Below are 13,793 nucleotides of genomic sequence, written 5' to 3'. Positions count from 1 at the left end.
AAAAAGGGCATTCAGCCCTTTTTTTATTTTCCATAATCTTCTTCTAAGTAGACCTTAAAAGATTGCATTCTGTTTTTCATAAAAGAAGCATAATCTTCCCCTTTATACTTTTCAAAGGTCTTTTTAGATATTCCTGTAAACCAAGCAGTTTCTGTAATGGTTACATTATCAGTATTTTCTATACTTCGTTTAATAAAGAAATTACCTGAAGATAATTTATACCTGATGATATAAAACTCATTTTCTACACGGTCTACCAATTCTACCTCAATAAGTTCACCTGTATTAGAAATCATTTGACAAACTTGATTGTTTTTTAACTCTTCTGGACATTTTACAGCCACCACATTACTATCCCAAGAATTAAAATTTGAAAAGTCTGTAATGGCACTCCAAGCATTTTCTGGACTTGTTTCTAAAACAACGGATTCTACAAACGTTTTATCTGGATTGTTTTGAGCTATAATTACTAAAGGAAGCATAAATAGCGAAAGCTTAGCTAACATTTTCATATTGTATTTTTATCAATTTTCTTCTTGATAAAATTCCAATTTTGTAGCGATTAATTTTGTGTCAATTGACACAATTACCAATTCCAAAAGCTAGGCTGCCGCTAGCTTCTTGCGAATTCTGTGAAGAGTTTCTCTTGATGTGCCAATATGCGAAGCAATAATACCCACGGGAACTTCTTGAATCATTTGCGGATTGTTTTCTAACAAATCTATATAGCGTTCTTCAACAGTCATTTTAGACTTATTATTAGCTTCTATCACCTTTAATGATAAAATTTGTTCGGTGACTGAATGAATAAAACTAGCTATGGTTTTATTGCTTTCTTTTAAGGCGTTATAATCTTGTCTTTTTATTTCGCAAAAAGAGACCTCTGTTAAGGCTACACATGTATCTATGGTTTGTTTTTGATTGAAGAATTCATCTAACATGGTCCAGAAGTAATTAGGGCTAACTACCTTTAAGGTACAACGGTCACCATTTTCCGTATCTGTGTAGTAATGTAAAAATCCTTCTTCAACAAAATAGATACTGTCTACCCAGTCATTCGCTTGAACAAGTTCTTCTCCTTTAGCCAAACTTCCGCGTTTACAACTACTCAAAAGAATTTGCATGTTTTCTTCGGAAAGCTCACCAAACTGACTAAAATAATCTCGTAGCATTTGCATGCCCTAAAAATAATGATTTTCGCTTTTTTATAAGTAAAAAAGATACGTTGAAAATGCCTCTTACCCCAGCCAACCTTCTCTATCTAGACTACGATATTGAATTGCCTCTGTTATATGCTCTCCTTGTATGTGTTCAGCATTGGAAAGGTCTGCAATAGTTCGTGCTACTTTTAAAATACGGTCATAGGCTCGTGCTGATAAATTCAATCTTTCCATAGCATTTTTTAATAACAGCTTTGATGATTCTTCTAGTTTACAATACTCCCGAATTTGTTTTGTAGACATTTGGGCATTGTAATGAACGTTTGGTAAGTCGTTAAAACGAGAAGTTTGAATTTCTCTTGCCACAGTTACACGTTTACGTATTTCTACACTGCTCTCCCCTTTTTGTTCATCTGATAGTTTTTCAAAAGGTACGGGAGTTACCTCTATATGAATATCTATACGGTCTAAAAGAGGACCAGATATTTTACCTAGATATCTTTGCATCTCGGCAGGCGAAGAAGTTACTGGGGCATCTGGGTCGTTAAAATAGCCACCTGGACTTGGGTTCATACTTGCTACCAACATAAAACTACTTGGATAAGTAACCGTAAAACGTGCCCTACTTATAGTTACCTCTCTATCTTCTAAGGGTTGACGCATTACCTCTAAAACACTTCGTTGAAATTCTGGCAATTCATCTAAAAACAACACTCCATTATGTGCCAATGAAATTTCTCCAGGTTGTGGATACGCCCCTCCACCTACTAAGGCTACATCAGAAATGGTATGGTGAGGAGACCTAAAAGGGCGCTGGCCCATTAAACCCATATTTTTGACCTTGCCTACAACACTGTGAATTTTTGTGGTTTCTAGGGCTTCATGTAAGGTCATGGGAGGTAAAATAGAGGGTAATCGTTTTGCTAACATTGTTTTTCCTGCTCCTGGTGGACCTATTAAAATAATATTATGACCACCAGCCGCAGCAATTTCCATACATCGCTTTATACTTTCTTGTCCTTTTACATCTGAAAAATCAAATTCTGGAAATTCTAGGTTTTTATAAAACTCTGCTCTTGTATCTAATACCGTTTGCTCTAATGGAGTTCCCTTATCAAAGAAATTAATTACCTCTTCTATAGAGGTAACACCGTAAACTGCTAATTTACTAACTACCGCTGCTTCTTTAGCATTATCTTTCGGAAGAATAAATCCTTTAAAACCTTCTTTTTGGGCTTGTATAGCTATTGGTAATGCCCCTTTTATTGGCTGCACGGTTCCATCGAGTGACAGTTCACCCATAATTAGATATTTGTCTAAATTCTCTGATGCTATTTGGCCAGATGCAGTTAAAATACCAACTGCCAATGTAAGGTCGTATGCCGAACCTTCTTTACGCATATCGGCAGGTGCCATGTTAATGGTGATTTTTTTTCCAGGAATTTTATAACCGTTATTCTTTAAAGCTGCAGCAATTCTATAATTGCTCTCTTTAATGGCATTATCTGGTAAACCCACTAAGTGGTAACCAATACCTTTATCAATATTTACTTCAACGGTAATCGTAGTTGCCTCAACGCCAAAGACAGCGCTGCCGAAAACTTTAGTAAGCATGGTTTGTGTTTTAAACGAAAATAGTTCATTTCTTACTTAATGGCCTATTTACTCCACAATTATAGTTTGTGAATTGTATATGGGTTTACCATATGTTGTAAATCCGTCTAGAATTATTTCATATTCACCTTTACTATCAGATGTAAAAAATTCAAATTGAAGTTGATTGCTTTCTACCGCTATATGGGGTTGCCAAAATAAGATTCTTCGATAATCTGGAATATTTTCAAAATTGTTGTTTTCCGCAGCATATTCTTGTCTGTAGTAATTTTTTTTAGGGATGGGTTTCCAAATTTCAGCGGTTATTCCATACTTGGATTTGTAATTATTAAAATAATCACCTTCAAAGGTTTTTATAGCCATAATACCTTGATAATCTTTATCTGCTAATCTAAATTGGTCTCTTATCAAACTTATAGATTCTATTTTTTGGGCTTCAAAATCTTTAATTTCTTCGTGATTAGGAATAAATACGCCGTCTATTAATACAATTGCAGGATAACTATTGTAATCTTCATCAAAGGTTTCAAAATCTTGTGCTATTCGTATATAATCAGCGTCTTTACCATTATTTCGATAACCCGCTTTATTTAATAGTTCAACTAAGGTTTCTTGTAAGGTTTTAAAACGAGTATAATCATCTAAATACACCGTCTCTGGTACACCGCCATCGAATGGGTCTATAATATCACCTAATAAAACCGAATCTGGTTTTTGGGAAAAAAACTGATTCTCTAATTGATTGTCGATACTTCTTCTAAGTATTGCATTTTTATAATTCTTATCTAAAACTAAAGGCCTAAAAGATAAATCTGAAACATCTAATTTCGTTGGTGTCTTTTGTTGAATATTATAGTTAGTTTCTAAATCATTCACCTGAAAAACCGCATTGGAAGTTTTGTAATCTTTTTTTACATAGGTATAAAAATTACCATCATTATCAGTTTTAGCAAACTTTAAAAGAAACTCTTCTCCAGGTATGGAAATAACTACAGTTTTATCAACAGCTGGTGTTTTGGTGTTTGCATTTAAAACAGTTCCATAAAGCAATTCTCCACGTTGTTCTGGCAAGTAAATACTATCACCAATTCTATTAGTAATTGTTTTATCAACCTTCAAATAGTTATGGGTAAAACGTATTGCTGTATTGGTAGTTGTAAAAGGTAGCTCTTCCTTTTTTTGAACCCTAATAGTGTAATCACCATACCCTAATTGTCCTTTATAGTTTTTGAGGGTCAATTTTACCCTTTCTCTACTCTTAAAAATACTTTTTTCTACCTCAAGGGCAATTGTAGCAGAATCTTGTGAAATTTCTAGATTTTCTACTATTATATTAGCATCATTAGTATGGATATCATCTCGGCTGTTTTTATATGGATTAATAATTACCAAATCATCTTTAAAAACTTGCGAAATTCCGTTATTTTTCATCCATTGGGTATACCCTAATATTTTATAGATGCCCGACGGTAAATCTGTATTCACAAAAAAATCACCTTGAGCCAAGCCTTTTTCTAATTTTATTTTTTGCTCAAGAACGTATTCATTTTTATCGTTTATTACTGCTATGTAACCAACGGTACTTATTGCAGACTTTCTACTTTTTTGAGCATCTAAACAGTAAAAGGCATAATAAAAATATTCTCCACTAAAAATTACTGGTCCAGAATGATGCAGATAGACTTTCTCTTGGGGTAAACTTTTTAAATTCTCTAATTCGCTCGCATTTCTTACCACGTATTGGGCTTTCGATGAAAACGAAATCAATATAATGAGTACTAAAGAATAAAGTATCTGCTTCATAATTAAATTATTCTATCCAAAAATCGGGTACAACATTTTCACCTAATAGGGTACAATCACCACAAATACGTGGTGTAAAAACATATGGTCCTGGGCAAGATGCTGTAACTGCCACCCCTTCTTCATTAGGTCCATAGTAAGTAATTATTTCTTGGTCTACACTTTCTATAACCGATGGTGGGCAAGTATTCATTGTTTCACCTGTAAAACAATACGATACATGTGATTCTGGCGCAGAAAACAACCCGCAGTTAAAAGGATAGTCTGGTAATTCTTCACCAGGAAAAAAATCATCATAGTTAAAAAACAAGCGCTCTTGCGAAACACTAACCGCATCTATATAACCATAAACAGGCTCTTGACTGCCATTAACTCTAGAAACATTGGCATACAGTGCTCCAGGTTGCACTTGAGAAAAAAGGCTTTCTGATTCTGCAAAACTTTTCAATGCTTCAAAATATGAGAAGGCATCCGCAGACTGTATGTACTGTTTAACAAGAATGCTGTAGCGATGGCTTATTATAAAATTTTCTTTTCCTATAAACCGTACCAACTGTTTTTCAACCGAAGCATTTGCATTAGTTTTAGCATTGAATAGTTCTATGGTATTAGATGCTACCGTATTGTAACAAACTCTATTTTCAACAGTTCTTGGAACTATTTCTAAATCATAAGTTGGTACTGGCAATGCGCATGGGTCGTAGTTAGATAGCACAAACTCGTCTTCATCCCATAAAGGAGCAATAATTTTATAGGTTTCTTCATACCCAAATCGATAATACTTAGCGTTGCCGGAAACGGGAGCACTATCTACATAAATGGCTATACCTTCTACTCCTAATTCACTTGTGGTGCGTTCTGCATAAACATTTGCTATTTGTGATTCACCTTGTAATTGTAAGATATCAGAAACATACTCTGCTCCATTACGGGTTCTTATGTTCATTGTGTAAGTTGAATTTGTACTTAATCCAAACTCTTGATTAGATACATAGGTTCCGTTTTGCACCTCTGAAAATGTAAACTGATTATTATTAGAATCTGTGATAACAATCTCAGCTCCGGTTTCTACATTAATAGTATCCTTAGGCCGAATACCAGGAGTTATGTAGGGCGTATATGTAGTATCAGTTACTAAATCTAGTCTAGTATCAATTCTACTTAGTAAAACCTCTTGTCTTTTAACTTCATCAGTTAAAATTGCTTCAATAACTAAAGCACGTTCATCTTCTTCAATTTCAAAGGTTTCTATAGGCAATTCTTCTACACATGCCCAAAAACATCCCATAGAAATTACTACTAAAAGATATGTAAACTTTTTAATCAATTTCATTCTACCCAATATTCTGGTTTTATGTTACTTCCTAATTGTGTGCAATCGCCACAAGCTCTAGGTAAAGTATAATATGGAATTCTAAAATCATTCTCTCTTTCTCCTGCAAATACTAATAACCCAGCTAATATTTGTTCTATTAATGGAGACTCACAATTTCCATCACAAACACCGGGAGCGGCACAATGATAACCTTCTGGCCATAACAATGGTGTTCCTAAATTTTCGCAATTAATTGGGTATGGTGGTAAATCTTCTCCTGGGAAAAGGTCTTCATAATTAAAAAATATTCTTTTAGAACTGTAAGAACTTATCTCAAAAAAACCTATAGCCTCATCTGAAGAATTCATAGTAGAAGAAATATTACCAGCTATAAAACCAGGTTGAACTTGAGAAAACAGAAGTTCAGAAGAGGAAAAATCTTCTAGTTGTGCATAAAAAGTATACGCTTCTAAACTTTGTGCATATTGGTGCACCAAAATACTATACCTGTGTGAGATTATATAGTTATCACGTTTTATAAAGCGAATATTTTTATTGATTTCATTTTCGGTTTGGTCTGCTGTGGATGCTAAGATTAAATCTGTAGATAAATTACTTGAATAACATATACGTTGTTCTATTTCTCTTGTTTTTAAACCTACAACAAATGGATTTGGAAAGCAGGGCTCATATCTGATTACTTCAAATTCAAATGGATCCCATTTTGGGGCGATAATTTTATAACTTTCTTCATACTCGTACCTAAAAAAAGACGGACTGCCCGGTTGTGAAATACTGGATACATAAATACTAACGCCTTCTTCATCAAAGTTGTTTAATTCTCTGACAGGATTTATATTTTCAATTTCTACTTTTTGGGGTAAAAATTCTGGATTTGAAACAAATGATTCCCCGTTACTTAGAACTATATGTAATTGATAACTCTCTGTTTCAATTAAATTGAGTTCCGTTTCACTATAGTAGGACCCTTGTTCTTGTTCTATGAAGTTAAACCTAGCACCATTACTACCCGTGATATAAACTTGGGCTTTGGTTTCAAAAACAGGCTCTTCATTAAATTGAAAGGTTCTAGATAATAGTACTTTTTGTTGCACAGGTCTGTCAGAAATTCTAGCATCGACTACTAAATATGGTTCTTCGGCCGTAAATTTTACGGGTTGAATTTCTTCAACGCAAGATTGACACATTGTCATAATAATCATTGTATGTACAATACCTCTAACCTTCATAAATCAAAACTTAAAATTATAAGTTATTGAAGGTACAGGTACCGCAAATATGGAACTTTGCAATGCTTTTACTTCACCATCTTCTGTTACAAAAAATACTGAATATGGATTATTTCTACCCAATACATTGTATACCTGAAATGTAATAAAACTATGTGCTAATTTTTTCTTTTTGTGGTTTCCTTCAACATTAAAACCTAAGTCTAAACGATAATAATCTGGAATTCTAAACTCATTACGGTCACTAAAGACCACAAAATCTGCATTATTTAATCTAAAAGTTCCAACAGGATACGTTACGGGTCTACCTGTTTGATAAGCAAAATTCATAGAAAAACTAAATCGTCTAGTTAGTTTATAATTAGCTATAAGGCTTATATCATGCGGCTTATCAAAATTTGAAGGAAAATATGAACCGTCATTAATACGCTCTTCACTAAACTCACTATCAAATCTGTAAAAAGACCTTGAATAGGTATAACTCAACCAACCATTTAGGTCTCCCCTATTTTTCTTGAGCAAAAATTCAACGCCATAGGCCTTACCATCACCTTGCAACACTTCTGTTTCAACATTTTCATTTAAAAATAGATTAGCTCCCGTTTTAAAATCGAGTACATTTTGCATTCGCTTGTAATAGCCCTCTAAACTCAATTCAAACATGTTTTCATTTAAATTTTTAAAAAGCCCTAAAGACGCTTGGTAGCCTGTCTGTGGTTTTAAATTCAAATCGCTCAACTTCCAAGTATCTATTGGGGAAATTGTTGTGTTATTAGATAAGGTATGTAAAAACTGATAGGAGTTTTGCAGACTTGCTTTTACAGATAAATTTGGTTTTAACAAATATCTAGCTGAGATTCTACCTTCTGGCCCACCATAGGTTTCAATTAGTTCTCCACTATTATAACTAATGGTGTCATTAACCGTGGTTTCATTTCTAGGTAAACCTTCTTCATACGTTCGTTGTGTACCACTTCCAAGGGCGGCATAAAATGCATATCTAACCCCTAAATCTATCGTTAGTTTATCAGACAACGCTATTTCATCTCCTAAGAAAACGGCTCCTTCAACCGCCTGTTCATCTGGTATTGCAAAATTTTCAATATCAGATTCGGCCCCTTTAGGAGCAATACTACCTGGATTTACACTATAAAACTTTGATGAGATACCGTAGGTAAGTCTATGTTTTTCGTTTAGATTGGTTTTTAAAAGGTATTGCAATGCCGTTTCATTTATAGCATAATCTAATTCAAAATCACGATTACCCTCACCATCAAAATCGATTCCGAATTGATAATCACTATTGGCTAAATCTAAGACGCCACGTGTTTTTTCAGAGTGCTGATGATTCCATTTTAAAGAAAACAATCGGTTAGTGTAATTGTATAAAGAATCTGATGTTATACTAAAACCGTCTCTACTGTAGTATCCTGTGAATTTTATATCGCTGTTTTCATTAAATCGATGATTGTACTTTACAATGCCATCAAAAAATGATGCGCTACTATTCTTTAAATCTTCATCATCTAATGAATTTAAAATCCAATCTGCATAAGCTCCACGAGCTCCTACAATTAAAGCAGAAGTATCTTTTTTAACCGGAATCTCCAAAGCCAAATTACCCGTTACAGGGCCAATAGAGCCTTCTGCAGCAAACTTTTTGTTGTTGCCGTTTTTAGTTTCTATATCTAATACTGAAGAAAGTCGACCTCCAAATTCAACAGGTATTGAACCTTTATAAATATTAACGCGTTCTGTTGTAAACGGATTTAAAGCCTGAAAAATTCCAAAAAAGTGTGTTGGGTTGTAAATAACAGCATCATCTAGTAAAACCAAATTTTGGTCTGTTTTACCACCCCTCACATTCAATCCGGTTGCGCCTTCTCCTGCCGATGAAATACCAGGTAAGGCTTTAGCTACTTCTAAAATATTACGTTCACCTAATACTAATGGAATATCTTTTGCTTCTTCTGATGTTATTTGCTCGGCGCCTGTTTGGGTATCTTCTACGTTACTAATAGCATCAGCAGCAACTATAACTTCATCTAGTTCTTGTAAACCTTCATTCAGCTCAAAATTTGCAACACCATCATTAAACATTATTACTGGTCTCACTGCACTTTCTATACCCATGGCGGTCAACTCTAAGCTGTTGTAACCTGCAGGTATTTCCATAGCATATATACCATTTACATTAGTTACTGTTACGTTATTAGACCCTTGTATTCTTATGGCTAAATCTTGTATAGGTTCTTTTGTTCTTGCATTTACAACGCTCCCACTAAGTTGGTAAAATGATTTGAGGTTGTTTTTATCAGACTTACCAACTTTAACCGGTAAATACTTTTTTTGTTGCTGTTGATTAGGTACATCATAAAAAGATGGCGGCGGTATATTGGTATTAGTAACTACCCTATTTACAGTTTGCACAGTGTCTGTGATTCCAAAAAATTGTGCTGGCAACTCATCATAAACAATACTGTTCTGAAGTAAGAATATTCTACCCTCTTCTTCACGTATAAAGTAATTCAAGGTAGTTTCATCTAAAATCTGCGAAAGAAACTCGTCTAAACTTGTCAACGTGTAGGTTCCACTAACTAGATTTTCTGGTAACCAATCTTTGGAATAGAAAAATTTATAGCTAGTTTTTGATTCTACAGTGGTTAAAACATCATAAAAGGGGGTGTTTTCAAAAGTGACAGTTTCTGTAGACTTTTGCGCATTTGCTAAATTACAAACAAGTATACAGCACCAAATAAGTGCTGTAGCCAGAAAAGTTGTTATTCGCATTCTCGTTTTTTGGTTGGCTTTAAGTAAGTAAAGTAGTGATTAAACTTATAACATCTGCAGTCTTACCCAGAAAAAAACCAAAAGAAAAACGAACAACTAGTTTTTTTGTATAAATGTTAATTTAAGCTCGGAGGTTTTTTTAATCTCATTTTCATTCATCATCATTTTTCTAAATTCCCCATTGACATACATTTCTGCTTGGTCTTTGTAAAATTGGCTTAACGGATTACCTGACTGACCCGTTGGTAAAATACTAATGCTATTTTCAATATCTGAAAAATCAACAATTCTTCTTGTTGAGGGAATACTTGTAACCTTAAAACTTCCATCTGGCATATCTTTAAATCCTTGATTATTTAAAGTACCGCCTGTGCCAGGTGAAGGAAACGGACCAACATTAAAATACGCTCGTAAAGAGGCTACTCTCCCTATAGGATGGTCATGTTCTAAAAAGTGAACTTTATTCCATTTCCATTCCTTTGGGTTATCACCAAACCTTTCAGAAACTTCTTGCCATGTAGTATTAAAAGTCTGGGCAAGAATATCAGATTTGGTTTCTTTAATATTTTCTGTTTTCTGGTTGTCCCACCAAAGAGAGGTATCATTTTTAAATACTTTATCTAGTTTTAATTGAACACCATAAGAACTATATACTTCAATAGATTCAAATTCATCTGCAAATAATGCTGCATGTAAATTTTCTCTTAAATATTCGTAAAACAATCCAAGGCTGTCTTCTTTGCTAAAAGTACCGTTCCAAGCTTTAAAAGCTTCAATAAAGTTTAGCTGCTCATCTGAAAAATCAGTTGTTTCAAATTCCGCAAAATAACTGTCAACAAAGCTTTCTGCTGGTCTTAGCTTAACATCGTTAGCTAAATTGGCCATATCCTCTTTTGACCAACCGCTTGGTTTAGCGTTCATGGCATCTAAAATTCTACCTGCCCTTTTTTCTGAACTCGCAAAATATCCGGGGACAAACATACCCGAAGTAGAATCTGGTTGATTATTTGCAGAATATACATAATTGGATTTAGGATTAATGGCATGTGGATTGGCTGAAAATGGTAAAAATTCTACGGGGTCATCTTCTCCTGAAGCACCATCTAGAATAAATTTTGTACTCACACCCTCTGCTAATCTATATAATTTGGCTGTGCCCCACCATGCTACGTTTCCTTCTTTATCACCATACATAACATTTAAACCTGGAGCATGAATTTTTGGTAACGATTCTTGAAACTCTTTAATATTTGCGGCATGATTGATACCATAAAGACCATGAAGTAATTGGTTGTCAAACTGGGTAAATAACCAATACATACTCACTGGTTTTTCTCCTTTAACTCTGGTTCTATTAGCATAATTTTCATTAACAATTGGACCTCTATGAGTTCTTTTAACCGTGAAGTTTACATCTTCTGCATCTTTAACTTTTATAACATGCTCTACATATTTATAACTCAGCCACTCATCTTTATACCTATATAAAGTTGTATCTGAAGGATGATTTTCTTCATAATAAAAATTGGTATCGTCATTGGCTAACATGGTAAAACCGTGTGCCATATTTCTATCGTGTGATAATAATGGAAAGGGAACTCCAGCTAAATAATAACCATATTTCTCATAATTTGGAGTTACCAAATGAGCTTCATACCAAACTGATGGTTGCGCTTGGGCAATATGCGGGTCGTTTTCAAAAAGTACCTTACCTGTTGCGGTTTTCTCTGGAGAAAGCACCCAGCTATTACTTCCATAAATTTCTGGAATTGGTAAATTTTCTAAAGCTTTTTGGATTTGATTGTGATACACCATGGCCGTTGTGGTGATAGAATCACTGTTAGTTACCGGTATTTTAATTGCGTCATTGGGATTTTCATTAAATAATTCTTTGGTATAGACAGAATCTAAACTATGAACCAAATTGGTGTTTACAATATCTCTAGCGCCTTTATTAAAAGTAAAACCCATGTAAGAAACCGCATTCATTACATCTTTAAGGGTAAACTCACTTTTATCTAATCCTGTTAAATAGAATTCTACTGGGGTTGGGCCTTCTGCGATAAACTGATTAATACCATCTAAATAGGCTTCTGTTAGCTTCAAAACAGGGTCATTAGTATCTGTGTTTGCTAAATTTCTGGCGTTGTGTTCGTCTATACCTAAAGACCTAAAAAACTTATCAGTTTCTACGGTTAGTTCCCCAAAAACCTCTGAAAGCCTACCTGAACCAGCTCTTCGCAGCAATTCCATTTGCCACAATCTATCTTGAGCATGAACATAACCTAAAGTTCTAAGGGCATCCTCTTCATTTGTAGCATAAATATGTGGAATTCCGTAGGTATCAAAATATACGTCTACTTTGTCTGACAAGTCTTGCAATTCTTTTTCTCCCTCGTAGGTCGGTGTTAGCGAGTTTACAAAGAGAAATCCGATTAAAAGCACGAGTCCTACTATAATTAACAGCCCTAAAAGTAGCTTCTTTACGATTTTCATTTTAATATGTTTAGTTTAGAATAGTATTAGTTTGTTTACTCAATTCAATTGCCTTTTAAGGTTATTTTTAAGACTTTTTTTGTGTCTTTATCTACTTTAAATCTATTATCTGAACGCTTACCTACTACCCAAATAATTTCATCTTTGTTACACAAAACCCAAATGTTCTCTTTGGCAAAAACATCAAGTTTTTCATCTTTTAAAAGCTTTGCTACTTTTTTCCTTCCTGACATTCCAAAAGGTACAAACCAATCTCCTTCTTTCCATTTTCGTAATACCAAAGGAAAATTAATCTTGTTATAATCTACATAAATAATATCTGCTCCTAGTTCTTTAATACCCGTTGTGCTTTTAAATTCAAGACTAAGGGGTTCTTCTATAGATGCATCTTCTTCACCTATAAAAAAGATAGCATCTTGTATTGATTTTAGTTCTCTAAGTAACAAATGGTTTCTATCTTTTAAAAGTCTATGCGTTTGTGAACGTATTTCTTTACCACTTTCAGCATTTAACAATGCTAAAGCATCTGCCCACTGCGTAAAACCGTAATCTGAAAATAAAAAATACATCCAGTTTTGGTCTGGTTTATGCTTTTTTAATTTTTCAATTTCAATTGAAATAATATCATCCTCAATTTTGAACAATTCTTCTTGCAATTGTATTTTGTAATGATGGAGCAAGCGCTCAGAAACCGTTAATCTATTTAAGGTGTTTTCGAAATTTTGTAAAAATGTTGGGTGGAGTTCATTAAGTTTTGGTACTAGCTCATGCCTTATTTTATTGCGCAAATACTTAGTGTCTGTATTGCTACTATCTTCTCTCCATTCTAACCCTTCGGACTTGGCGTAGTTCCAAATTTCACCTCTACTAAAAGGTAATAGCGGTCTTCTTATTGCTCCATTATGTTCAGGAATACCTGTTAAACCGGCAAGACCCGTTCCCCTACTTAGGTTTATTAAGAAAGTTTCTAAGCTATCATTTGACTGATGCGCGGTTAGTAACGCCTTGTATCCATATTTTTCCATGAGTTCATCAAACCAGTCATATCTAAGTTCACGGGCAACCATTTGAATTGAACCTCCTATTTGTTCAGTAATTTTTTTAGTGTCAAATGATTTTATAAATGTTCTTTTGTGAAGCTTTTCACCTAATAATCGAACTAAAACTTCATCTGCATCACTCTCTAATCCTCGCAGATTAAAGTTACAATGGGCAATGGCAAATTCTAGATTTAATTGTTGGCATAAATGAACCAAGGTTACGCTATCTAAGCCGCCACTACACGCAATAAGTAGTGGTGTTTTATTTTCTTGCCATCGCCATTTTTCTATATGTTTTTCAAATTTTTTAAGCAATACATTGGGG

At 34.2% G+C, this 13,793-nt stretch carries 9 protein-coding genes; all 9 read right to left on the bottom strand.

Features of this window, described 5'->3' with window-relative positions; genetic code table 11:
• Nucleotides 1-23: 23 nt before the first annotated feature.
• Nucleotides 24-506, bottom strand: a complete 483-nt coding sequence (locus H5V42_RS01380) for an SRPBCC family protein (protein WP_185781322.1) — start codon at nucleotides 504-506, stop codon at nucleotides 24-26.
• 96 nt (nucleotides 507-602) lie between these two features.
• The gene (locus tag H5V42_RS01375) at nucleotides 603-1,178 is read right to left on the bottom strand and encodes a Crp/Fnr family transcriptional regulator (protein WP_185781321.1); all 576 of its coding nucleotides are present in this window, start codon (nucleotides 1,176-1,178) and stop codon (nucleotides 603-605) included.
• A gap of 60 nt (nucleotides 1,179-1,238) precedes the next feature.
• The gene (locus H5V42_RS01370) at nucleotides 1,239-2,774 is read right to left on the bottom strand and encodes a YifB family Mg chelatase-like AAA ATPase (RefSeq protein WP_185781320.1); all 1,536 of its coding nucleotides are present in this window, start codon (nucleotides 2,772-2,774) and stop codon (nucleotides 1,239-1,241) included.
• Between the two features lie 48 nt (nucleotides 2,775-2,822).
• Entirely contained in the window at nucleotides 2,823-4,577 is a 1,755-nt protein-coding gene (locus H5V42_RS01365) for a hypothetical protein (RefSeq protein ID WP_185781319.1), read from the bottom strand.
• 7 nt (nucleotides 4,578-4,584) lie between these two features.
• Nucleotides 4,585-5,910 (bottom strand): DUF4249 domain-containing protein, encoded by a 1,326-nt coding sequence (locus tag H5V42_RS01360; RefSeq protein WP_185781318.1) that lies wholly within the window; start codon nucleotides 5,908-5,910, stop codon nucleotides 4,585-4,587.
• The gene (locus tag H5V42_RS01355) at nucleotides 5,907-7,142 is read right to left on the bottom strand and encodes a DUF4249 domain-containing protein (RefSeq protein ID WP_185781317.1); all 1,236 of its coding nucleotides are present in this window, start codon (nucleotides 7,140-7,142) and stop codon (nucleotides 5,907-5,909) included. Before H5V42_RS01355 ends, H5V42_RS01360 begins: the two co-directional genes overlap by 4 nt.
• Nucleotides 7,143-7,145: 3 nt before the next feature.
• Entirely contained in the window at nucleotides 7,146-9,932 is a 2,787-nt protein-coding gene (locus H5V42_RS01350) for a carboxypeptidase-like regulatory domain-containing protein (protein ID WP_185781316.1), read from the bottom strand.
• Between the two features lie 96 nt (nucleotides 9,933-10,028).
• A complete protein-coding gene (locus H5V42_RS01345; protein ID WP_185781315.1) occupies nucleotides 10,029-12,428 on the bottom strand; it encodes a penicillin acylase family protein in 2,400 nt (799 codons plus the stop codon).
• 44 nt (nucleotides 12,429-12,472) lie between these two features.
• Nucleotides 12,473-13,783 carry a tRNA lysidine(34) synthetase TilS gene (gene tilS / locus H5V42_RS01340; protein ID WP_185781314.1) on the bottom strand — a complete coding sequence of 437 codons (1,311 nt, stop codon included), beginning with the start codon at nucleotides 13,781-13,783 and terminating at the stop codon, nucleotides 12,473-12,475.
• Nucleotides 13,784-13,793 lie beyond the last annotated feature (10 nt).

It is taken from the genome of Croceivirga lutea (assembly GCF_014235875.1).
Lineage (GTDB): Bacteria > Bacteroidota > Bacteroidia > Flavobacteriales > Flavobacteriaceae > Croceivirga > Croceivirga lutea.
The sequence above is the reverse complement of the archived record's forward strand: the minus strand, read 5'-3'. Positions and strand labels throughout refer to the sequence as shown.

Coding starts and splice junctions, on each gene's coding strand:
- H5V42_RS01355 (WP_185781317.1), bottom strand. CDS start 7,142: ATGAAGGTTAGAGGTATTGTACATACAATGATTATTATGACAATGTGT.
- H5V42_RS01375 (WP_185781321.1), bottom strand. CDS start 1,178: ATGCAAATGCTACGAGATTATTTTAGTCAGTTTGGTGAGCTTTCCGAA.
- H5V42_RS01370 (WP_185781320.1), bottom strand. CDS start 2,774: ATGCTTACTAAAGTTTTCGGCAGCGCTGTCTTTGGCGTTGAGGCAACT.
- H5V42_RS01360 (WP_185781318.1), bottom strand. CDS start 5,910: ATGAAATTGATTAAAAAGTTTACATATCTTTTAGTAGTAATTTCTATG.
- H5V42_RS01365 (WP_185781319.1), bottom strand. CDS start 4,577: ATGAAGCAGATACTTTATTCTTTAGTACTCATTATATTGATTTCGTTT.
- H5V42_RS01350 (WP_185781316.1), bottom strand. CDS start 9,932: ATGCGAATAACAACTTTTCTGGCTACAGCACTTATTTGGTGCTGTATA.
- H5V42_RS01345 (WP_185781315.1), bottom strand. CDS start 12,428: ATGAAAATCGTAAAGAAGCTACTTTTAGGGCTGTTAATTATAGTAGGA.
- H5V42_RS01380 (WP_185781322.1), bottom strand. CDS start 506: ATGTTAGCTAAGCTTTCGCTATTTATGCTTCCTTTAGTAATTATAGCT.